Origin of the sequence: Pseudomonas sp. YeP6b, assembly GCF_025642995.1 — a bacterium.
In the GTDB taxonomy this organism is placed as follows: Bacteria; Pseudomonadota; Gammaproteobacteria; order Pseudomonadales; family Pseudomonadaceae; genus Aquipseudomonas.
Genome location: NZ_CP080090.1, coordinates 1,693,428 through 1,713,446 on the forward strand (window position 1 = coordinate 1,693,428; position 20,019 = coordinate 1,713,446).

The window sequence follows — 20,019 nt, forward strand, 5'->3', positions numbered from 1 at the left end:
CAATGTGGGAGCCGGGCTTGCCCGCGATGCAGGCTACTCGGTGTGTCTGGTGTACCGAGGTGATGCCATCGCAGGCAAGCCAGCTCCCACATTGACCGTGCTCGCCCTGAGATTTTCAAACACGCACTACAAGGAATTGCCCCATGGCCTGGATGCCACCGCTGCATAGCCTGCTGTCTCCGATCACCGCCGACACCGGCGCGACGATCCAGCAGGTTCAACTCAAGCCGCTGTACTACGCCGCGCAAAAAGCTGCGTTGGCCCGGGCCGGTGATGACGAGGACGACCAGTTTTTTGAACTGGCGAAACTCGCCACCGGCCTGTCGGAAAAAGAGCTCGACCAACTCAAGCGCCCGGACTACGTGAGCATCGCCCAGTACGTGCATGAAATGTCGACGCGCCCTGCGTCGTTCTTTCTGGATGCGCGCGAAGAAGCGTCCCACGACCAGCCGGTCCAACTGCTCCTGCCCCTCGACGCTGCTGGCCGCTCGCTGACCGAACTGCCCCTGGAAATGCCCGCCCTGCGCGCCACCAAAGTGATGAAAAAACTCGCCACCAACAAAGAGCGTGCCGAGTTCATTACCGCTCACTGCACCGGCTTGATGATCCCTGACCTCGCCGGCCTGACCGTGCCCGATTGGACGGAATTGCAGGAGCGTATCGACGATTTTTTAAATCAACCGGCGGACTTCTTTCGGCGCGCGACATCGAAGTGATCCTCTATGTGGTGCCGCTGATTTACTCGGTCAATGAGGCGGAAATCCTCGACTGGGACGCCGGCAAAGCATTGCGCCGCTACGACATTGCGATCACTCGCCTTGGCGTTAAACAGGAGTAAGCGGGATGCAAAATAAGTATTCGCTCGCGAATGCCATGGCCAAGGATGGTCGTGAGATTTTCGCAGGCGCAGACGGCGCAAATGATGCCGAGATTGTTAATTCGGGTGCTCTAGGGCCTGAAAGCACCGAGGGTACAGCGCCGCTGTCCGGGATGGTTCTGGCGCTAACCAATGCAGACTTGAAGCTGAACGAGCTCGCCCAGTCTTTGGGCATATTGCGTGAGAACGTGGATTCCCTCGGCACCTCTCTATCCTTGCTAAAGGCGGCTGATACGCAGCCGTTGAAAACGCAGGCGCACGCCGAAACCACGAAGGTTGCTGAAGTTAAGTCGACCCAGTCTGATGATCGGCGTCTGACCCGTGAAGCCATGACAGTGCGCACTGGGCGAGCGCTGGACCCGGTCGCAGCCCTTCAGTATTCGAATGCCAATCTTTCGTTTGAAACAACGAAGACGTCGGAAAAGTCGATAACGGTTTTGCGAGAGGAATCCACCGCAAGCGAAAAACGCCTTTCCAGCACACTGGAGCCTGCGCCGATTTGGGGGGAGAGCCTGTGGCTGAAGGCCAAGACAGGCATCGTCGAGAGTACCAATAGCTTTGTAGAAGACTCTCCGGCTGCCGCCAGCACTCTCAAAACGACTGGGGCCGTTGTTTCCTCCGTAGTTACGCCTGTGATTTCTGAGTTTTTTTCGGGGTTGGGAGAAACGATCAAAACCCGGGTGACCGGTAATGTGGTCGACGCGACGCTTGGCAGGATCCCCGGAATTGGCAAACTCTTCAAAGACGGTGGCTACGATAAAGACCAAGAAAAGGGCGTAGAGCAAAGCAAGGGCCAGTGCCAGCAGTGTTGCAGCCCGGCTGCGGCCTCTCTCGGTACCCTGGGAGCGCTTGACGCACCGCCCGCGCAGTTGCCTGAGAGCGTTGGCGAGACCGCCAGGGAGAAAGAAAAAGCGCGCCCCAAACGCCGATCGAAAGGGCCGCGCGGCAAGCGCAACAAGAGCCGTCAACAAGGATCACGTGAGATTAAAACCAGCGTGGTCAGAAAGTCAGCGGATCTTAAGTCGCAACGTTCTGCCCCAGCAGCCAAGGTCTCGCCCCCGATCAACGTCATGGGCCAGCCGCAGCTGCCGTTCGACAGCAAACGGGTGAGCCAGGCCTCGCCCCGGCTTCCCGGCAATTCGTTTGCTTCCCCTGCCGCATCTTCAACGGCCCGCCCCAGGGTTCGCGGTGCGAGCAAAGGCATGGCAGCTGGGTTGTCGGGTGTGCTTGCCAAACTGGAGTCAGCCGGCGCCCGTCGTCTCGGCCCACTGAAATACGTCGACACTGCGGTGGATGTGATCCAGGGCGTACGCAACGGCGACGCAAAAGCTGTCGGTTCAGGCCTGAGCTCAGCCGGTGGCGCCTGGGCCGGAGCCTCCGCAGGCGCCGCTATCGGCACCCTGGTTTTCCCGGGTGTCGGCACTGCGGTCGGTGGCGCCATTGGCGGCTTGCTCGGCAGTGAAGCGGGCGCCTGGCTCGGTGACAAATTGTTCAGCTCAAGCGATCGCTTGCCTGCACCCGCAGCAGTGAGCAAAGAGCTCAACAGTGCGCGCACAGACAACGTGCAAGTCACCCTCGCCCCCAGCATCCAGATTACGGGCGTCAACCCCGCCGATGCCCAGCAAGTCGTCAACCAAGTGATCCAGGCCCTGCAATTCCAATGCATGCCGATGCTCACCGACAGCCTGGGGATCCGGCGCAACGTGGCACTGGCCGATCCTTCAGGAGGTGATTGATGCGACAACAAATGGTCCTCGGCGACTTTATCTTTGGCTTGTCCCGAGGCTTTGCCTATTCGTCGCTGATACGTACCAGCGACGGCGGCTGGAGTGACCTGGCGATTATTGCCAGCAAGTCTCAGTCGCGGCAGAGCGGCCAGAAGCTGGAAAAACTCACGTTCAGCGGCATGGCCATGTACGCCATCGGTATGCAGCGCCTGGACGAATTGCGTGCGCTGCAAAATGCGCGGGCGCCATTGCCCCTGGTCGATGGCATTGGCCGTAACTGGGGCCTCTGGCGGATTAATTCGGTGACGGAAACCCAGAGCAATGTGATCGACGACGGCACCGCCATGCTCATGGCCTGGACTATGGAACTAGAGGAATTCGTCAATGCGTAGAGTACGTAGTATTGCCGGTGATTCGGTCAACCTGTTGCTCTACCGCGAGCTGGGGCGTTGCGATGACGCGGCGGAAGAAACCCTCTGGCGCCACAACCCGTTACTGGCCGAATACGGCCCTGTACTGCCCGCCGGCGTGTGGGTGATCGTGCCTGAAATGCAAGCGCGGCCCGCTGCCGTGCGACCTGTTCTGGCCTGGGATTAAGGAGGCTGCATGGCACAGGGATTCACACCGATCGTGGAGTTTTACGGCGCCAACGCGGCGCTGCTCAATCAACGCCTGATGCACTGGAGCCACACTGACGCTGCCGGCATTAAGGCGGATCGGCTGGAACTGACGCTTAATATTGAAGGGCTGGAAGGTTTGCCCACCCTGAGCGGCAAGATCGGCCTGCGTGCTGGTTATCTGGAGTCGGGGTTGGTGGAAAAGGGCGAGTTTGTCGTCACCCAACGTACCCCGGTGCTGTTTCCCATGCGCTTGATGATCGTGGCCACCGCCGCGCCCTTCAGTGTGGTTGATGCAACGGGTTACCGTCAGCGTCGATCCGCCAGTTACGGTCCGACAACGCTGGGCGCGCTGTTTCGCCAGTTGGTCAGTCCTCACGGCTTTTCACCACGTGTGGCACCCGCGCTGGAGGGTATTGCGATCCCGCATATCGACCAGTCCAACGAAAGTGATATGGCGTTCATTTCGCGCCTGGCCAAACTCTACTCTGCGGTCACCAAACCGTTTAACGAGCTCTATGTGTTGGCCGAAGCCGGCCGAGCCAATTCGCTCTCCGGCCAGCTACTGCCGGAGGTGAAGCTGTCCGTGACGGAAGACAACCGTCCCGGTGAACAGAGCTTCATTACTGCCAAACTCGACGAAACGTCCCGCGCGAAATACGAGGGTTGCCGCGCCAGTTGGTGGGATGCCGGCGCTGGTAAGCAGCGAGTGGTCCAGGTGGGGAACGCGCCGTTCAAAACCTTGCGCCAACGCTACCAGAACGCGGCCGAAGCGCGCGCCGTTGCCGAAGGCGAACTCCGTCGTGTGGGGCGTGAAACATTGAAGTTGCTGATCGATTGTCCGGGCAATCCATTGTTGGCCGCCGAAGGGCTGTTAGTGCTGGATGAGAGCTGGCCATCCTATATGCAGGGGCGATGGTCGATAGACCAGGTGGTTCATGTCGGCGATCCAGCGACGGGCTACCGCAGTTCGATCACGGCGTATGGGTTGTCGACATAGAGGTTTTTGAGGGTAAAACCAATGGTGATAACACTCCCCCAGTTGCTTGGCGTTATGCCGGATGCCCGCCTTAGAGCGGGCTTTTTTTTAACACCCTTAAATGTGGCGTTCGTTCGTTTCGAGATAGACCGTGCAAAGCGCATCGCCGCCTTCCTCGCCCAGATCGGTCATGAATCCGGCCAGCTGCGCTACGTTCGCGAGCTGGGCAGCGATCAATACCTGAGCAAATACGACACCGGCACCCTGGCTGCCCGCCTGGGTAATACCCCCGAGGCGGACGAAGACGGCCAGATGTATCGGGGCAGGGGGCTGATCCAGATCACCGGGCGTCGTAACTACCTCGCCTGCAGCCTGGCGCTGTTTGATGATGATCGCCTGCTGCGCCAGCCCGAGCTGCTGGAGCAACCGCAGTGGGCGTGTGAGTCCGCTGCGTGGTTCTGGCAGAGCAACGGTTTGAATGAGCTTGCTGACAGGGACCAGTTCACCACCATTACCCGGCGCATCAACGGTGGGCTCAATGGCCTGGAGGACCGTTTGCAGCTGTGGGCACGGGCGAAAGCGCTGTTATGCGCCTCCTAGAGGTGGGCCGTTGGGTGGGTGTTTTCCTGCTGATGGCGGTGGCGTGGCAGGTGCAGGCTTGGCGTTATGGCGCCCAGCTTGAGCAGCAATCGGTCGAGCATGCCCAGGCACTCAGCCAGCAACGCGAAGTGGACGTGCATCAACAACAGGCAGAACACGACAAACGGCTGGCTCTGGAGCAACAACTCAGCGCAAGCGACCAACAACATGCTCGGGAGTTGAGCGATGCCCAGCATAACCAAGCTGCTCTGCGCGACCGCCTGGCCACTGCTGATGTGCGCTTGTCAGTCCTACTCGACGCCACCGACCCCGCCATTGGCTGCACTGTGTCAACCTCCACCACCCCCGGCGGCGTGGTTCATGCAACCGCGCGAGCCCGACTTGACCCGGCGCATGCTCAACGAATTATCGCCATCACCGACGACGGTGATAGCGCCCTGATCGCCTTGCGTGCCTGCCAGGCGTATGTTCGCGCCGTCGGGCGTTAGCATCTTGATCCAGTCTGTGGCTTGCGCGCGCGATTTGCTCCTGTAGGGTAGGCAAATCCCCCGCCGACTTCTGGAGACGACTGTGAAGGAAATCACTCAACTGGCCGCTGAATTGGGGCGCCGCTTGCAGGTGCTCAATGCCCACGTCACCACCGCCGAGTCTTGCACCGGGGGCGGTATCGCTGAAGCCATCACGCGGATACCGGGCAGTTCGGCCTGGTTCGAGGCGGGGTATGTCACTTACTCCAATCGGCAGAAGACCCGGCAATTGAATGTGCCGGAGGCGCTATTCCCCAAAGTCGGCGCCGTCAGCCAGGAAGTGGTCGAGGCGATGGTGCGGGGCGCGCAGGAAAAAAGCCTGTCGCGCTATGCCGTGGCGGTCAGCGGCGTGGCGGGGCCCGATGGGGGGGCGCCGGACAAACCGGTCGGCACCGTATGGCTGGCCTTTGGTGTGGGCGAGGAAGTGACGGCGGAGCTGGCGCACTTCCCCGGCAACCGTGACGAGGTCCGCCGACAAACGGTAAAAGCCGCGTTAGAGGGCCTGTTGCGACGAGCTGCAGCAGAAATAGAAAATCAGGGGTAGGCGATCTTCGATCTTTGTGGAACAATACTGTCTACTTATACAGGTGTTGGCCGTCAGGCCTTATTGATTACGTGAGGACTTTAATGGACGACAACAAGAAGAAAGCCTTGGCTGCGGCCCTGGGTCAGATCGAACGTCAATTCGGCAAGGGTGCCGTAATGCGTATGGGCGATCACGACCGTCAGGCGATCCCGGCTATTTCCACTGGCTCTCTGGGTCTGGACATCGCGCTCGGCATTGGCGGCCTGCCAAAAGGCCGTATCGTTGAAATCTACGGCCCTGAATCTTCCGGTAAAACCACCCTGACCCTGTCGGTGATTGCCCAGGCTCAAAAAATGGGCGCCACCTGCGCGTTCGTCGACGCCGAGCACGCCCTCGACCCTGAATACGCCGGCAAGCTGGGCGTCAACGTTGACGACCTGCTGGTTTCCCAGCCGGACACCGGCGAGCAAGCCCTGGAAATCACCGACATGCTGGTGCGCTCCAACGCCATCGACGTGATCGTGGTCGACTCCGTGGCCGCCCTGGTACCCAAGGCTGAAATCGAAGGCGAAATGGGTGACATGCACGTGGGCCTGCAAGCCCGTCTGATGTCCCAAGCGCTGCGTAAAATCACCGGTAACATCAAGAACGCCAACTGCCTGGTGATCTTCATTAACCAGATCCGTATGAAGATCGGCGTGATGTTCGGCAGCCCGGAAACCACCACCGGTGGTAACGCGCTGAAGTTCTACGCTTCGGTCCGTCTGGACATCCGCCGTACTGGCGCGGTTAAAGAAGGTGACGAGGTTGTTGGTAGCGAAACCCGCGTTAAAGTCGTGAAGAACAAAGTGGCCCCGCCATTCCGTCAGGCTGAGTTCCAGATTCTCTACGGCAAGGGTATTTACCTGAACGGCGAGATGATCGACCTTGGCGTGCTGCACGGTTTCGTCGAGAAGTCCGGTGCCTGGTATGCCTACAACGGTAGCAAGATCGGTCAGGGCAAGGCCAACTCGGCCAAGTTCCTGGCGGATAACCCGGATATCGCTGCCACGCTTGAGAAGCAGATCCGCGACAAGCTGTTGACCCCAGCGCCTGACGTGAAAGCTGCAGCCAACCGCGAGCCGGTTGAAGAAGTAGCAGAAGCCGACACTGACATCTGAAGCAAACGATGACTGTTGTACTGGATACACTCGTCGCCGTCCGGCGCACTGCAATGGACCTGCTCGCTCGACGCGAGCATGGTCGAGTCGAGCTGACGCGTAAACTGCGTCAGCGCGGCGCAGAGCCCGAGATGATCGACACTGCCCTCGACCGCTTGACGGAAGAAGGGCTGCTGTCGGAAGCCCGTTACCTCGAAAGCTTTGTTTCCTACCGAGCGCGCTCCGGCTATGGCCCGGCGCGAATTCGCGAAGAGCTGAGCCAGCGCGGCCTGCAACGCGTCGATATTGATCTCGCCCTGCGTGAGTGCGGTATCAGTTGGCAGTCGCAGCTCGAAGACACTTGGCGCCGCAAGTTTGCCGGCCATCTGCCGATTGATGCCAGGGAGCGTGCGAAGCAAGGTCGCTTTCTGAGTTATCGCGGGTTTTCGATGGAGATGATCAGCCGCCTATTAAGTGGCCGAGACATGGACGACTGACCGGGACGATAGGCGAGCTTTTGTGGCGAGGGAGCTTGCTCCCGCTGGGCTGCGTAGCAGCCCCATTCGCTTCACTGTAAGGTCACCTGAAACACCACAAAAAAGGCCCACTATGAAAATAGTGGGCCTTTTTTTTTGCCTTCAAAAAGTCACGCTGGCTCGGACGTCACTCGCTGCTGGGTCTTCCCTTGAGCCTGCGCCCAGTTCTCCGGCAAGTTGATGTAATCCACCAATTCCCGCAGACGGCCCTGATCACGCCCATTGAAGTTGAACACCAAGCGCGTCAAATGGCCGAACCTCGGCTCATCATGTTCTTCGCCCGTATACGCCTGCTGTTGGAACTCCCCACTCAGGCGCAGGCTGGCAAACTCGCTCTGCAAGTGGGCCAGGGCACGCTCGCTGAGCGGGTGATTCATGCGCACCACAAACTCGCGCTTCAACCAGCGGGTGGAGTGGAAGTTGGCGTAGAACTGGTTGATCTCGTCCACCGCCTCTTCAGCGCTGTACACCAGGCGGACCAGCTTGAGGTCGGTGGGCAGGATGTAGCGATTGGCTTCCAGCTGGCTGCGGATAAAGTCCAAAGCGCCTTGCCAGAAACCGCCGCCCGGAGCATCCAGCAGTACCACCGGCACCAGCGGGCTTTTGCCGGTCTGGATCAAGGTGAGGACTTCCAGCGCTTCATCCAGCGTGCCAAAACCGCCCGGGCACAGCACCAATGCATCGGCTTCCTTGACGAAGAACAGCTTGCGGGTGAAGAAGAAGTGGAAGGACAGCAGGTTCTCAGTGCCATCAATGGTCGGGTTGGCGTGCTGTTCAAACGGCAGGGTGATGTTGAACCCCAGGCTGTGTTCCAGGCCTGCGCCTTCGTGGGCTGCCGCCATGATGCCGCCGCCACCGCCGGTGATCACCATCAGCTCTGATTGCGCCAACTTGGCGCCGACTTCCCGGGCCAGGGCGTACAGCGGGCTTTCGACCGGCGTTCGCGCCGAGCCGAATACCGTCACCTTGCGGCGGTCCTTGAACTGTTCCAGTACGCGGAAGGCATTGTCCAGTTCGCGGATCGCCTGCAAGGTGATTTTCGCGTTCCAGCGGTTGCGGTCGTCCTGGGCCATGCGCAGAACGGTGAGGATCATGTCGCGATAAAGGGGGATATTCGAGCTGTTGGGAGCGATCAGCTGGAGTTGCGCATCGACCTGCTGTGTGAGGTCGGCCCCGTGTTCTTCAAAATGACGGAGCAGGTGGTCATTCGATTCGTAAGGCATTCAACTTCTCCTTCTTCACAGAGCCAGGGCCATCGACGAGAATTCGTCTGCGGCCGCGACACTGCGTGTGTCGCTGCATGCCGAAGGCTTGCACGGTGTTCGCCGAGCGGCAAAGCGGGCTCTGTATGTTCCTTGTGATTTGGAAACCTTTGCACTGCAAGTCGCAGGAGGGCAACCCTCTTTTGCCCTGAAAATGTTACAGAACGGCGTGGAAAACGCGGTGGAAGGGCTGCCGAGATAACGTGATCATGAGCCGAAAAACCCTTGGCTGGCAACCGGTTATTGGCAACACATCAGGCAGTTTAGTTGTTGGCAGGCAGAGGCAGCGAGGGAAGTGCGCGCCACTGGACAGCAGCGCGCGACGGTCGAGCAAACGTTACTTTTTCTTCTTGGCTGCCGCAGGTGCCGGGCAATCCGCTTCTACAAACTTGACCGACGCCACCGGGCGGTTGGTCTTGTTCTCGGTGATTTCGTAGCGCATCACTGCGCCCTTGGCCATCAATTCGCGGTAACCCTTGTTCAGGCACACGCTTTGACCCAGTTGGAAGTACACGGCCTTGGGGTTGGCGCGCATCTGTTCAGCGCGGTCGGGCTGTACGCTGAGGTGGTCGATCAGTTGCATGCCTTCAACGGTGTAGGCCACTTCCAGGGTTTTTTCGTCGATTTCCCGGGGCAGGTCCTTGTTGCTTTCAGCCGCGACGCTTTGCAGCTTGCGGTTCATTTGGGCCTCCAGCAGCGAGGCCGCGTGGGCGCCCATAGGCAATACCAACGCAAGGGCGACGGATGGGGCAACAACGCGCAGCATGGAACGCAGCATGAAACTCTCCTGATTCGGTTACTGGTGCATAGACCAGCCACTGCGCTGTGCGTTCAGTGGCGCGCAATTATAGGTGAGCCGTTGCCACTACAGCCAGGCGTATCGCTCGGAAGTGCGGATGGCTCTGGTAAACTGCGGCCACTTAAAGCCTGCCTCGAGTTTCCTCAGTGTCGATTTCCCCTTTCACGGGTTGCACCCGATGAGCCACGCCGTCTCCCGTTTGCGTACTCAGCGCCTGGCGCGGGCCGTGCGGCCTTTTCTCAACCGTGGTTCGCGCGCCGAACGCTGCCCCGGCTGTCGGGTGATTCCCGAGTACTGCCTGTGTGCCTGGCGGCCGAAGGTAGAGGCGCGCTCGGCCATGTGCCTGCTGATGCACGATGTTGAGCCGATGAAACCGAGCAATACCGGCTGGCTGATCGCCGATGTGATCGAAGACACCACTGCGTTCGCTTGGTCGCGCACCGAGGTCGACCCCGAACTGTTGACCTTGCTGGCCGACCCGCAATGGCAGCCCTATATCGTGTTCCCCGGCGAATTCGTCGCGCCTGAGCGGGTCGTCGGCGAAGTCACGGTGGCGGCGGGCAAGCGCCCACTGTTTATCCTGCTGGACGGCACTTGGAGCGAAGCGCGCAAGATGTTCCGCAAAAGCCCCTATCTGGAACACTTGCCGGTGTTGAGCCTGGCGCCCGAGCAGCTGTCGCGCTATAAGCTGCGCCGCTCCAAACGTGATGACCATTTCTGCACCGCCGAAGTCGCGGCGCTGTGCCTGGAGCTGGCCAGTGACCAAGCCGCCAGTGAAGTGCTGGATGCCTACCTCGACGTCTTCAGCACCCATTACCTGGCTGCTAAGTTCCAGTTACCGCTGGACCCGACGGACATCGTCCATACTCGCCTTGCACCCTATATCCCGGTGCTATAACCACACGACGTTTGCATGATGGCACCGTAAACCCGCGCGCCGCTAAAATGCCCACGGGCGTAGTGCTTGACCCTCTAGGCTACGCTGGGCATGCTGGGCGCCGATTGGGGCGTAACCGTGAATTTTCAGCGTCGTTGCAGGTGTTTTTGACGTTGAGCATGCCCTGTGGTGATGGCTGCCTGGCCGTTACCTTGTGTACTGGCGAACCCTGAACCCATCAGGGCTGCCATAAAAAACAGGATCATTTAATCAATGGCCACATACGAAATCCTGATAGCCGATGACCACCCGCTGTTTCGCAGCGCGCTGCATCAGGCCGTAACCCTGGGCCTTGGGCCGGACGTGCGCCTGGTCGAAGTGGCCAGCATTGCCGAGCTGGAAACCCGCCTCACCGAAAAATCCGACTGGGACCTGGTGCTGCTCGACCTGAACATGCCCGGCGCCTACGGTTTTTCCGGGCTGGTGCTGTTGCGCGGGCAATACCCGCAGATCCCGGTGGTGATGGTCTCGGCCCAGGAAGACGCTGACGTGGTGGTGCGCTCCAAGGAGTTTGGCGCCAGCGGGTTTATTCCCAAGTCCAGCTCAATGGAAGCGATCCAGAACGCCGTGCGCACCGTGCTGGATGGCGACGTGTCCTGGCCGCCGCAGGCGTTTGAAGAAATCAACGTGTCCGACGAAGCCAAGGCCGCCCGTGATGGCCTCGCCAGCCTGACGCCCCAGCAGTTTCGGGTGCTGACCATGGTCTGCGAAGGCTTGCTGAACAAGCAGATTGCCTACGAACTGAGCGTGTCAGAAGCGACCATCAAGGCTCACGTAACGGCGATCTTCCGCAAGCTGGGCGTGCGGACGCGCACTCAGGCGGCGCTGCTCTTGCAACAACTTGAGTCAATTTCGCAGCATTAAGTTGTTACTGATTCACGCTTTTTTGACTTTGCGTGATCTAGTTTCCCCACTCCTTTGGTTCAGTTGCCTACATCTATGTCGCCTTTCAAGGGTCAAACCGGTATCAAACGTATCTTCAATGCAGGGGGCTATTCCCTGGATGGCCTGCGTGCGGCTTTCACTGGCGAGGCGGCTTTCCGTCAGTTGGTGTTGCTCAACGTGATCCTGATCCCGCTGAGCTTTTTCCTGCACGTCAGCCGGGTCGAGCGCGCTTTGCTGATCGCGGTGTGCCTGTTGGCCTTGATCGTCGAGTTGCTCAATTCGGCGGTGGAAGCGGCCATCGACCGGATTTCCCTCGACCTGCACCCACTGTCGAAAAACGCCAAGGACATGGGCAGCGCCGCGCAATTCGTCGCGCTGACCATGATCACCCTGGTGTGGGCCGTGATTCTGATCTGAGGATCAAGCGATGCTCGGCAGCACGATCTCGTCGCTGCGCTGAACCCCGGCGGTGAAGGCGCGGCACAGCTCCAGAAACTCGCGCATCGCCGAGGTCTGGTACTTCTGCTTATGCCAGATGAAGTAGAACTGTCGCGCCAGGTCCAGGTCCGGGGTTTCCACCGGTACCAAGCTGCCACGGCGGAACGCATCGCGCAGCGCTAGCCTGGAAATACAGCCAATCCCCAACCCCGATTCCACGGCACGTTTGATCGCCTCGGTGTGCTCCAGCTCGAGGCGGATATTCAGCGCGCTGCGGTGATGCCGCATGGCCTGGTCAAAGGTCAGGCGCGTGCCGGAACCTTGCTCGCGCAGGATCCACGCTTCGTGGGTCAGCTCTTCCATGGTCGCCACGCCGCGCTTGGCCAAGTGATGCTGCGGTGCGCAAAACACCACCAGTTCGTCTTCCACCCAGGTTTGCACCTCGATGTCCGGGTGGCTGCAGTCGCCTTCGATTAGACCTAAGTCAATTTCGTAGTGCGCCACTTGGTGCACGATATGTGCAGTGTTCTGCACATGCAGCTTCACCTGGCTTTCGGGGTGCTGCTGCATAAAGCTGCCGATCAGCAGCGTCGCCAAGTAATTGCCGATGGTCAGGGTGGCGCCGACCGCCAGGGAACCGAAGCCGGACTTGCCGTTAAGCAGGTCTTCGATCTCCTTGGCCTGGTCCAGCAGCGCCACGGCCTGGGGCAACAGCTGATGGCCGAGGGCGTTGAGGCTAAGGCGTTTGCCCGCGCGGTCGAATAATTGGCAGCTGGATTGACGCTCCAGCTCGGTAATCGAGGTGCTGGCGGCGGATTGAGATAAGGCCAGAAGGCCAGCAGCGCGGGAGACGCTTTCCTGCTGGGCGACGGCGACGAAGACTTGCAGTTGACGGAGAGTAAATCGCATATCGATATAACCGATAACCCTTATCTTAATAATCCAGTTAACAGATATTGTCGCCGCCATTAGAATGCTGTGCAATTGCGCACTTCAATTTTGGCGCAGACCCATTTCCAGGAGTTCCCCGTACATGAGCAACATGAACCACGAGCGTGTCCTCAGTGTTCATCACTGGAACGACACTCTGTTCAGCTTCAAGTGCACCCGCGACCCGGGCTTGCGCTTCGAGAACGGTCAGTTCGTGATGATCGGCCTGCAACAGCCTAATGGCCGCCCGCTCATGCGCGCTTACTCCATTGCCAGCCCGAACTGGGAAGAGCATCTGGAGTTCTTCAGCATCAAGGTGCCCGATGGCCCGCTGACTTCCCAATTGCAGCACTTGAAGGAAGGCGACGAGATCATCATCAGCAAAAAACCGACAGGCACCTTGGTGCTTGACGATTTGAAGCCGGGCAAACACCTGTACCTGCTCAGCACGGGTACTGGCCTCGCTCCATTCATGAGCGTGATCCAGGACCCGGAAACCTACGAGCGTTTCGAAAAAGTGATCCTGTGCCATGGCGTGCGTTACGTCAACGAAGTCGCCTACCGCGAATTCATCACCGAGCACCTGCCGCAGAACGAGTTCTTCGGCGAGGCCCTGCGTGACAAGTTGATCTACTACCCGACCGTGACCCGCGAGCCGTTCGAAAACGAAGGCCGCCTGACCGACCTGATGCGCAGCGGCAAGCTGTTCAGCGACATCGGCCTGCCACCGATCAACCCCGAGGACGACCGCGCCATGCTGTGCGGCAGCCCAAGCATGTTGGACGAAACCAGCGAAGTGTTGAACAGCTTCGGCCTGAAAGTTTCGCCCCGTATGCGTGAGCCGGGTGATTATCTGATCGAGCGTGCGTTCGTCGAGAAATAACCGCCGATCCAAATGAATGTGGGAGCTGGCTTGTGTGGGAGCTGGCTTGCCTGCGATAGCGTCACCTCGGTTCTACTGAATGACCGAGGTGTCTGCATCGTAGGCAAGCCAGCTCCCAGACAAGCAGCTCCCACATTTGTTTTCGACGTTTACTTGGCCGGAATGACTTCCAGCACGCAAATCATCCCGGCTTCCGGATAGTGCCACCGCACATCCACATCCCAGAACTGCGCACCATATTCACGCTCCGGCCCCGGCGTTTGATACGCCGGCCGTGGATCCTGCGCCAGACACTGTTCGATCAACGCCACCAATGGTTCGTCAAGGCGCTGCGCATGGCCCTGTGCCTGTTGCAGGGCGGTCTTCAGCCACTGCACAGGAATCAGCTGTGGCGCACTGTTGGCGATGCTGTTGGTGGCGGTGTCAATGATGTCTGCGTACGGCACATACGGCTTGATATCCAGCACTGGCGTGCCATCCAGCAGGTCAATCCCGGAAATCCACAGCCGCCCCGGTTCGACCTTGTCCAGCTTGACCACTGACTGGCCAATGCCGTTGGGCCGATGAGTGGCGCGGGTGGCAAACACGCCCATGGACGTGTTGCCGCCCAACCGTGGCGGCCGCACTTTCAAGCGTGGTTTGTCTTCCAAGGCCTGGTGGAACAGAAACAGCAACCACACATGGCTGACCTGCTCCAGGCCCTGCACCGCCTCACCTTGGTCGAACGGCGCCACCAGTTCCAGCACGCCACGGGCGGCCGGTGCCAGTTGGGGCTGGCGTGGGATGGCGAACTTCTCCTTGAAGCAGGAGCGCACGAAACCGACGGGCGAGACGTGGTAACTCATGGCTTACGCACGAACCCGCAGGGTCAGGCCCTTGAGGAAGTTACGCAGCAACTGGTCGCCACAGGTGCGGTAGTTGGTGTGGCCGAACTTGCGGAACAGTGCGCTCAGCTCAGGCTTGGACACTGGGAACTCGGCAGCCTTGAGGATCGCGTGCATGTCGTCTTCCTTCAGTTCGAAGGCCACGCGCAGCTTCTTGAGGATGATGTTGTTGGTCACCGGGGTTTCGATCGGCTGTGGCGCACGGCTTTCGTCTTTGCCGCGCTTGAAGATCACCAGGCCATCGAGGAAGTGGGCCATGACGTCATCCGGGCAGAACACAAAGCCTTCTTCCTCGTCTTTCTTGAGGTAAGTCAGCAGGTCTTCCTTGGTCACGTCCATGCCGCCGAGCTTGATGATCTCGACCATCTTGTTGTCGCTGATGTCGAGCATGTAGCGCACGCTACGCAGTACGTCGTTGTGAATCATGGTGGGCAATCCTGGTATTCAACTGAAGACACCGCCTAATCAGGCGGTGTCGAGAAAAGGGGAACGGCTTAGAACTTCTCTTTGCCGGACAGGTAACGCCATTGGCCGACCGGCACTTTGCCGATGGACACCCCGCCAATGCGGATGCGGCGGATGGCGATGACTTTCAAGCCGACGGCTTCGCAGAACAGGGCAATCACGCCCGGTTGCGGGTTCTTCATCGCAAAGCGCAGGCGGTTTTCGTTCTGCCAGCTAGCCTTTACGGCCGGCAGCTCCTTACCTTTGTAGGTCAGGCCGTGGTTCAGGCGATTGAGGCCGTGGGCAACCATGTCGCCTTCAACCTCCACCACGTATTCCTGCTCGATCTTGGCGGCATCGGCGGTCAACTTGCGCAGAATCTTCCAGTCCTGGGTGAACACCAGCAGGCCGCTGGCCTTGGCTTGCAGGTCGGCACTGGCGGTCAGGCGCAGGAAGTGGCCTTTAAGCGGGCGTTTGCTGAAGCGGTGTTCTTCGGACAAGGTTTCTGCGCTGATCGAGGCCATCGCCGTTTCGGCATCCACACCCACCGGCGCGTGCAGCAGAATGGTTACCGACTCCGGCGCAGTGGCTTTCGCCTCTGGGTCCAGCTCGACCTTCTGGGTGGTGACCTTGAACTGCGGCTCGTCGATCACTTCTCCGTCCACCGAGACCCAGCCGCCTTCGATAAACAGCTCAGCCTCCCGACGGGAGCAACCGACCAGTTCGATAAGGCGTTTGGAGAGGCGTATGGGGTCAGTCATGACAAGGGCCGTAACAAAAGGGGGCGGCTATTGTACCTGCCTGGCGCCGGTTAATCCCGGCCCTATTTCAGCAGGGTGGCTTTTTGTGGGCGCTGGCTTGCCTGCGATGGCATCACCTCGGTCGACCTGAGCTACCGCGTCGCCCGCATCGCAGGCAAGCCAGCTCCCACAGATGTGCGCAAACGCATATGCAGCAGCGGGTACGGCTGGCCCAAGCCGTCATGCTCCGCGCGGCCGATTACCTCGAAGCCCTGCTTGAAGTAAAAGCCCAGGGCCTGCGGGTTCTGTTCATTAACGTCCAGCTGGTCGGCGTTCATGTGCTCGATCGCATAACGCAGCAGTTGCCGGCCCAGGCCCTGGCCGCGGTGCTGCGGGTCGATAAACAGCATTTCGACTTTTCCCGCTGCCACCCCAGCAAACCCGGTGATGCGTTGGCGTGCGTCCTTGGTGCAGATCAGCATCACCGAATCCAGGTAACGCGTCAGCACCAGCTTTTTGAGCAGGACGATGTAGCTGTCCGGCAAGAAATCGTGGGTTGCCCGCACCGAGTCTTCCCAGAGTTGCGCCAAGTGCGCGAAATCGCTGATTTTGGGTGTGTGGATGACCGAAACCTGACGCATGCCCGCTGCCCCTTGCCTAGATCTTCGCCAATGGGCAAACGATAGACCTAAAAAAGCCCCGCATCTTGTCCAGAGGCGGGGCTTTTGTATTTTTTTTACACGCCAGTGACGATCAGTCGCGCTTTTGCGCCCACAGGTCGTATTCGTCGGCGTCAGTTACCGTGCACCAGACCTTGTCGCCCGGCTTCAGACCACTGGCATCGTCGATAAACACGTTACCGTCGATCTCCGGCGCATCGAAGAAGCAGCGGCCTACGGCGCCTTGCTCGTCGACTTCGTCGATCAGCACTTCGATCTCCCGACCAATGCGCAGTTGCAGGCGTGCCGAGCTGATGGCCTGTTGGTGCGCCATGAAACGCTCCCAACGGTCTTGCTTGACGTCGTCCGCAACGACGGCAGCGTCCAGCAGGTTAGCCGGAGCGCCTTCCACCGGCGAGTACTGGAAGCAACCGACACGGTCCAGTTGCGCTTCGGTCAGCCAGTCCAGCAGGTACTGGAAGTCTTCTTCGGTCTCGCCAGGGAAGCCGACGATGAAGGTGGAGCGGATGATCAGGTCCGGGCAGATCTCGCGCCAGTTCTTGATACGCGCCAGGGTCTTGTCTTCGAAGGCCGGGCGTTTCATGGCCTTGAGGATTTTCGGGCTGGCGTGCTGGAACGGGATGTCCAAGTACGGCAGGATCTTGCCGGCGGCCATCAACGGGATCAGCTCGTCCACGTGCGGGTACGGGTAAACGTAGTGCAGGCGCACCCACACGCCCAGGCTGCTCAAGGCTTCGCAGAGTTCGGTCATGCGGGTTTTCACCGGCGCGCCGTTCCAGAAACCGGTGCGGTACTTCACGTCGACGCCGTAGGCGCTGGTGTCCTGGGAGATCACCAACAGCTCTTTCACGCCGGATTTAACCAGGCGCTGAGCCTCGTCCAGCACATCACCCACCGGGCGGCTGACCAGCTTGCCGCGCATCGACGGGATGATGCAGAAGCTGCAGCTGTGGTTGCAGCCTTCGGAAATTTTCAGGTACGCGTAGTGGCGCGGCGTCAGCTTGATGCCTTGCGGCGGCACCAGGTCGATCAGCGGGTTGTGGTCCTGGCGCGGCGGCACCACTTGGTGCACGGCATTGACCACCTGCTCGTACTGCTGCGGGCCGGTCACGGCCAGTACGCTTGGGTGCACGTTGCGGATAGCGCCTTCTTCCACGCCCATGCAGCCGGTGACGATGACCTTGCCGTTTTCCTTGATGGCTTCGCCAATCACTTCCAGCGACTCAGCCTTGGCCGAGTCAATGAAGCCACAGGTGTTGACCACCACCACGTCGGCGTCCTGGTACGTGGACACGACGTCATAGCCTTCCATACGCAATTGCGTGAGGATGCGCTCGGAGTCGACCAGAGCCTTTGGGCAACCCAGAGATACAAAGCCGACCTTGGGGTTGGCTTTTGCGATGGTGGTGGACATGTCTAACCTCGGTATTGAATGACGCCGCCGGCTAGAAGGGCAGGGCAGCGGATGGGCACTTGGTGTGCCTCTGATCAAAAAGTGCGCAATTCTAGCGACGGGCAACGCACTTGACCAGCTTTATGCAGGGAAATGCGACGAGTGCTGCGCTATGCTTCGCGCCGTTGCGCACGGGTAAAACCCTTGGGTCAATAAAACGTCTGTTACGAGAAGTAAAACAGCGCATGCTACGGTCAGCTTAGACGCGTTGTTTATAAAAGACCTTGGGTCAAAGGGCAGGAGTGGTTGATGGGTCAGGCAAATAGTCAGGCGGCAGGTGCCGAGCATTCCAATGCAAAGCCGATTGGCATGCTAGTGGCAGCAGTCGGGGTGGTGTACGGCGATATCGGTACCAGCCCGCTCTATACCCTTAAAGAAGTGTTTTCTGGTGGTTACGGGGTTCAGGTCAACCATGACGGGGTCTTCGGCATTCTGGCGCTGATTTTCTGGTCGCTGGTGTGGGTCGTGTCGATCAAGTACGTGCTGTTTATCCTGCGCGCGGACAACCAGGGCGAGGGCGGCATCATGGCCCTGACGGCACTGGCACGGCGGGCGGCGGCGCCGTACCCCAAATTACGTTCGGTGCTGGTGATCCTCGGCCTGATCGGTGCCGCGCTGTTCTACGGCGACAGCATGATCACCCCGGCGATCTCGGTGTTGTCGGCGGTCGAGGGCCTGGAACTGGCCTTTGATGGCCTGGAGCGCTGGGTGGTGCCGCTGTCGCTGGTGGTGCTGGTGGGCCTGTTTCTGATCCAGAAACACGGCACCGATCGCATCGGCAAGCTGTTCGGGCCGGTGATGGTGGTGTGGTTCCTGGTGCTGGGCGGCCTCGGCGTGCACGGCATCCTGCGACACCCCGAGGTGCTCAACGCGCTGAACCCCGTGTGGGGCGTGCGTTTCTTTATCGTCCACCCCGGCATGGGCGTGGCGATTCTCGGCGCGGTGGTGCTGGCGTTGACCGGTGCCGAAGCGCTGTATGCCGACATGGGCCACTTCGGCCGCAAGCCGATTGCTCGCGCATGGTTCGCCCTGGTGCTGCCGGCGCTGGTGCTCAACTACTTCGGCCAGGGCGCCTTGCTGCTGGAAAACCCGGAAGCGGCGCGTAACCCGTTCTACTTGCTGGCGCCGGAGTGGGCGTTGATCCCGCTGGTGGCACTGTCGACGCTGGCCACGGTGATTGCCTCCCAGGCGGTGATTTCTGGTGCGTTCTCCCTGACCCGCCAGGCGATCCAGTTGGGTTACATCCCGCGCATGCATATCCAGCACACCTCCAGCGCCGAGCAAGGCCAGATCTACATCGGTGCGGTGAACTGGGCGCTGATGGTCGGCGTGATCCTGCTGGTGCTGGGCTTCGAATCTTCGAACGCCTTGGCCTCGGCGTACGGCGTGGCAGTGACCGGCACCATGCTGATCACCAGCATCCTGGTGTCGGCGGTGATGTTGCTGCTGTGGAAATGGCCACCGGTGTTGGCGATTCCGGTGTTGATCGGCTTCCTGTTGGTGGACGGCCTGTTCTTCGCCGCCAACGTGCCGAAGATCGTGCAGGGCGGTGCCTTCCCCGTGTTGGCGGGGATTGTGCTGTTTATACTGATGACCACCTGGAAGCGCGGCAAAGAACTGTTGATGGACCGCCTCGACGAGGGCGGGCTGCCCTTGCCGATCTTTATCAGCAGCATCCGCGTGCAGCCGCCGCATCGCGTGCAGGGCACCGCCGTGTTCCTCACCGCGCGGCCCGACGCCGTGCCTCACGCGCTGTTGCACAACCTGCTGCATAACCAGGTGTTGCATGAGCAGGTGGTGATGCTGACGGTGGTCTACGAAGACATTCCGCGCGTGCCTGCCTCACGACGCTTTGAGGTGGACGCCTACGGGGAAGGCTTCTTCCGGGTGATCCTGCACTTCGGGTTTACCGATGAGCCGGACGTGCCCGAGGCACTGAAGTTGTGCCATCTGGACGACCTGGATTTCAGCCCGATGCGCACCACTTACTTCCTCAGCCGCGAAACGGTGATCGCCTCGCGCATCAAGGGCATGGCCCGTTGGCGTGAAAGCTTGTTTGCGTTCATGTTGAAGAACGCCAACGGCAACCTGCGCTTCTTCAAGCTTCCGGTAAACCGCGTGATCGAGCTGGGCACCCAGGTCGAAATGTAAGCTGC

At 60.0% G+C, this 20,019-nt stretch carries 24 protein-coding genes; 16 read left to right on the top strand and 8 right to left on the bottom strand.

Annotated elements, in window-relative coordinates:
• Window positions 1–143: 143 nt before the first annotated feature.
• From KZH41_RS07540 to recX, 11 genes are all read left to right on the top strand, one after another.
• Complete coding sequence (locus KZH41_RS07540) at window positions 144–716, top strand: phage tail assembly protein (protein WP_263274623.1); 573 nt, start codon at window positions 144–146, stop codon at window positions 714–716.
• Window positions 713–838, top strand: a complete 126-nt coding sequence (locus KZH41_RS07545) for a hypothetical protein (RefSeq protein ID WP_263274624.1) — start codon at window positions 713–715, stop codon at window positions 836–838. The genes KZH41_RS07540 and KZH41_RS07545 overlap by 4 nt, the downstream gene beginning before the upstream one ends.
• A 5-nt stretch (window positions 839–843) precedes the next feature.
• Complete coding sequence (locus KZH41_RS07550; RefSeq protein WP_263274625.1) at window positions 844–2,613, top strand: phage tail tape measure protein; 1,770 nt, start codon at window positions 844–846, stop codon at window positions 2,611–2,613.
• Window positions 2,613–2,996: a phage tail protein gene (locus tag KZH41_RS07555; RefSeq protein WP_083359879.1), complete on the top strand. Its 384-nt coding sequence runs from the start codon at window positions 2,613–2,615 to the stop codon at window positions 2,994–2,996. Before KZH41_RS07550 ends, KZH41_RS07555 begins: the two co-directional genes overlap by 1 nt.
• Complete coding sequence (locus tag KZH41_RS07560; RefSeq protein WP_083359878.1) at window positions 2,989–3,201, top strand: tail protein X; 213 nt, start codon at window positions 2,989–2,991, stop codon at window positions 3,199–3,201. The genes KZH41_RS07555 and KZH41_RS07560 overlap by 8 nt, the downstream gene beginning before the upstream one ends.
• A gap of 9 nt (window positions 3,202–3,210) precedes the next feature.
• Window positions 3,211–4,221, top strand: coding sequence for a contractile injection system protein, VgrG/Pvc8 family (locus KZH41_RS07565; protein WP_263274626.1), 1,011 nt, complete (start codon window positions 3,211–3,213; stop codon window positions 4,219–4,221).
• A gap of 21 nt (window positions 4,222–4,242) precedes the next feature.
• Window positions 4,243–4,800 (top strand): glycoside hydrolase family 19 protein, encoded by a 558-nt coding sequence (locus KZH41_RS07570; protein WP_263274627.1) that lies wholly within the window; start codon window positions 4,243–4,245, stop codon window positions 4,798–4,800.
• On the top strand, window positions 4,788–5,288 hold the full coding sequence (locus KZH41_RS07575; RefSeq protein ID WP_263274628.1) for a lysis protein: 501 nt from the start codon (window positions 4,788–4,790) through the stop codon (window positions 5,286–5,288). Before KZH41_RS07570 ends, KZH41_RS07575 begins: the two co-directional genes overlap by 13 nt.
• Before the next feature lie 82 nt (window positions 5,289–5,370).
• Entirely contained in the window at window positions 5,371–5,871 is a 501-nt protein-coding gene (locus KZH41_RS07580; RefSeq protein ID WP_263274629.1) for a CinA family protein, read from the top strand.
• Window positions 5,872–5,954: 83 nt separating this feature from the next.
• Complete coding sequence (gene recA / locus KZH41_RS07585) at window positions 5,955–7,013, top strand: recombinase RecA (RefSeq protein ID WP_094949922.1); 1,059 nt, start codon at window positions 5,955–5,957, stop codon at window positions 7,011–7,013.
• Window positions 7,014–7,021: 8 nt separating this feature from the next.
• Window positions 7,022–7,489, top strand: a complete 468-nt coding sequence (gene recX / locus KZH41_RS07590) for a recombination regulator RecX (protein WP_242154700.1) — start codon at window positions 7,022–7,024, stop codon at window positions 7,487–7,489.
• Window positions 7,490–7,638: 149 nt separating this feature from the next.
• Here the strand turns inward: recX and KZH41_RS07595 are convergent, their stop codons facing one another.
• Window positions 7,639–8,751, bottom strand: coding sequence for a TIGR00730 family Rossman fold protein (locus tag KZH41_RS07595; RefSeq protein WP_263274630.1), 1,113 nt, complete (start codon window positions 8,749–8,751; stop codon window positions 7,639–7,641).
• A gap of 376 nt (window positions 8,752–9,127) precedes the next feature.
• Window positions 9,128–9,568, bottom strand: coding sequence for a PA3611 family quorum-sensing-regulated virulence factor (locus KZH41_RS07600; RefSeq protein ID WP_094949925.1), 441 nt, complete (start codon window positions 9,566–9,568; stop codon window positions 9,128–9,130).
• 199 nt (window positions 9,569–9,767) lie between these two features.
• On the opposite strand from KZH41_RS07600, the gene KZH41_RS07605 reads away from it, so the two are divergent.
• The 3 genes from KZH41_RS07605 to KZH41_RS07615 all read left to right on the top strand — a co-directional run bounded on the left by KZH41_RS07605 (window position 9,768) and on the right by KZH41_RS07615 (window position 11,828).
• The gene (locus tag KZH41_RS07605) at window positions 9,768–10,487 is read left to right on the top strand and encodes a tRNA-uridine aminocarboxypropyltransferase (RefSeq protein WP_263274631.1); all 720 of its coding nucleotides are present in this window, start codon (window positions 9,768–9,770) and stop codon (window positions 10,485–10,487) included.
• 252 nt (window positions 10,488–10,739) lie between these two features.
• Window positions 10,740–11,390, top strand: a complete 651-nt coding sequence (erdR, locus tag KZH41_RS07610; protein WP_094949926.1) for a response regulator transcription factor ErdR — start codon at window positions 10,740–10,742, stop codon at window positions 11,388–11,390.
• A gap of 75 nt (window positions 11,391–11,465) precedes the next feature.
• Complete coding sequence (locus KZH41_RS07615; RefSeq protein WP_094949927.1) at window positions 11,466–11,828, top strand: diacylglycerol kinase; 363 nt, start codon at window positions 11,466–11,468, stop codon at window positions 11,826–11,828.
• Window positions 11,829–11,831: 3 nt separating this feature from the next.
• Here KZH41_RS07615 and KZH41_RS07620 read toward each other — a convergent pair whose 3' ends face one another.
• The gene (locus KZH41_RS07620; RefSeq protein WP_169368331.1) at window positions 11,832–12,758 is read right to left on the bottom strand and encodes a LysR family transcriptional regulator; all 927 of its coding nucleotides are present in this window, start codon (window positions 12,756–12,758) and stop codon (window positions 11,832–11,834) included.
• 124 nt (window positions 12,759–12,882) lie between these two features.
• On the opposite strand from KZH41_RS07620, the gene fpr reads away from it, so the two are divergent.
• Complete coding sequence (fpr, locus tag KZH41_RS07625) at window positions 12,883–13,662, top strand: ferredoxin-NADP reductase (protein ID WP_003189055.1); 780 nt, start codon at window positions 12,883–12,885, stop codon at window positions 13,660–13,662.
• 149 nt (window positions 13,663–13,811) lie between these two features.
• Here the strand turns inward: fpr and tsaA are convergent, their stop codons facing one another.
• The 5 genes from tsaA to rimO all read right to left on the bottom strand — a co-directional run bounded on the left by tsaA (window position 13,812) and on the right by rimO (window position 17,824).
• Window positions 13,812–14,507 carry a tRNA (N6-threonylcarbamoyladenosine(37)-N6)-methyltransferase TrmO gene (gene tsaA, locus KZH41_RS07630; protein ID WP_094949929.1) on the bottom strand — a complete coding sequence of 232 codons (696 nt, stop codon included), beginning with the start codon at window positions 14,505–14,507 and terminating at the stop codon, window positions 13,812–13,814.
• A 3-nt stretch (window positions 14,508–14,510) separates the two neighbouring features.
• Complete coding sequence (locus tag KZH41_RS07635; protein WP_083359865.1) at window positions 14,511–14,972, bottom strand: DUF1456 family protein; 462 nt, start codon at window positions 14,970–14,972, stop codon at window positions 14,511–14,513.
• 68 nt (window positions 14,973–15,040) lie between these two features.
• The gene (locus tag KZH41_RS07640; RefSeq protein ID WP_094949930.1) at window positions 15,041–15,751 is read right to left on the bottom strand and encodes an rRNA pseudouridine synthase; all 711 of its coding nucleotides are present in this window, start codon (window positions 15,749–15,751) and stop codon (window positions 15,041–15,043) included.
• Between the two features lie 131 nt (window positions 15,752–15,882).
• Window positions 15,883–16,371 (bottom strand): GNAT family N-acetyltransferase, encoded by a 489-nt coding sequence (locus tag KZH41_RS07645; protein WP_263274632.1) that lies wholly within the window; start codon window positions 16,369–16,371, stop codon window positions 15,883–15,885.
• Window positions 16,372–16,483: 112 nt separating this feature from the next.
• On the bottom strand, window positions 16,484–17,824 hold the full coding sequence (gene rimO / locus KZH41_RS07650; RefSeq protein ID WP_406979108.1) for a 30S ribosomal protein S12 methylthiotransferase RimO: 1,341 nt from the start codon (window positions 17,822–17,824) through the stop codon (window positions 16,484–16,486).
• A 288-nt stretch (window positions 17,825–18,112) separates the two neighbouring features.
• Here rimO and KZH41_RS07655 point away from each other — a divergent pair, with 288 nt between their 5' ends.
• A complete protein-coding gene (locus tag KZH41_RS07655) occupies window positions 18,113–20,014 on the top strand; it encodes a potassium transporter Kup (RefSeq protein ID WP_094949969.1) in 1,902 nt (633 codons plus the stop codon).
• The last annotated feature ends 5 nt before the right edge of the window (window positions 20,015–20,019 follow it).

Coding starts and splice junctions, on each gene's coding strand:
- KZH41_RS07600 (WP_094949925.1), bottom strand. CDS start 9,568: ATGCTGCGTTCCATGCTGCGCGTTGTTGCCCCATCCGTCGCCCTTGCG.
- KZH41_RS07620 (WP_169368331.1), bottom strand. CDS start 12,758: ATGCGATTTACTCTCCGTCAACTGCAAGTCTTCGTCGCCGTCGCCCAG.
- KZH41_RS07550 (WP_263274625.1), top strand. CDS start 844: ATGCAAAATAAGTATTCGCTCGCGAATGCCATGGCCAAGGATGGTCGT.
- KZH41_RS07595 (WP_263274630.1), bottom strand. CDS start 8,751: ATGCCTTACGAATCGAATGACCACCTGCTCCGTCATTTTGAAGAACAC.
- fpr (WP_003189055.1), top strand. CDS start 12,883: ATGAGCAACATGAACCACGAGCGTGTCCTCAGTGTTCATCACTGGAAC.
- KZH41_RS07570 (WP_263274627.1), top strand. CDS start 4,243: ATGGTGATAACACTCCCCCAGTTGCTTGGCGTTATGCCGGATGCCCGC.
- erdR (WP_094949926.1), top strand. CDS start 10,740: ATGGCCACATACGAAATCCTGATAGCCGATGACCACCCGCTGTTTCGC.
- rimO (WP_406979108.1), bottom strand. CDS start 17,824: ATGTCCACCACCATCGCAAAAGCCAACCCCAAGGTCGGCTTTGTATCT.
- recX (WP_242154700.1), top strand. CDS start 7,022: ATGACTGTTGTACTGGATACACTCGTCGCCGTCCGGCGCACTGCAATG.
- tsaA (WP_094949929.1), bottom strand. CDS start 14,507: ATGAGTTACCACGTCTCGCCCGTCGGTTTCGTGCGCTCCTGCTTCAAG.
- KZH41_RS07555 (WP_083359879.1), top strand. CDS start 2,613: ATGCGACAACAAATGGTCCTCGGCGACTTTATCTTTGGCTTGTCCCGA.
- KZH41_RS07635 (WP_083359865.1), bottom strand. CDS start 14,972: ATGATTCACAACGACGTACTGCGTAGCGTGCGCTACATGCTCGACATC.
- KZH41_RS07615 (WP_094949927.1), top strand. CDS start 11,466: ATGTCGCCTTTCAAGGGTCAAACCGGTATCAAACGTATCTTCAATGCA.
- KZH41_RS07645 (WP_263274632.1), bottom strand. CDS start 16,371: ATGCGTCAGGTTTCGGTCATCCACACACCCAAAATCAGCGATTTCGCG.
- recA (WP_094949922.1), top strand. CDS start 5,955: ATGGACGACAACAAGAAGAAAGCCTTGGCTGCGGCCCTGGGTCAGATC.
- KZH41_RS07605 (WP_263274631.1), top strand. CDS start 9,768: ATGAGCCACGCCGTCTCCCGTTTGCGTACTCAGCGCCTGGCGCGGGCC.
- KZH41_RS07540 (WP_263274623.1), top strand. CDS start 144: ATGGCCTGGATGCCACCGCTGCATAGCCTGCTGTCTCCGATCACCGCC.
- KZH41_RS07640 (WP_094949930.1), bottom strand. CDS start 15,751: ATGACTGACCCCATACGCCTCTCCAAACGCCTTATCGAACTGGTCGGT.
- KZH41_RS07565 (WP_263274626.1), top strand. CDS start 3,211: ATGGCACAGGGATTCACACCGATCGTGGAGTTTTACGGCGCCAACGCG.
- KZH41_RS07655 (WP_094949969.1), top strand. CDS start 18,113: ATGGGTCAGGCAAATAGTCAGGCGGCAGGTGCCGAGCATTCCAATGCA.
- KZH41_RS07560 (WP_083359878.1), top strand. CDS start 2,989: ATGCGTAGAGTACGTAGTATTGCCGGTGATTCGGTCAACCTGTTGCTC.
- KZH41_RS07575 (WP_263274628.1), top strand. CDS start 4,788: ATGCGCCTCCTAGAGGTGGGCCGTTGGGTGGGTGTTTTCCTGCTGATG.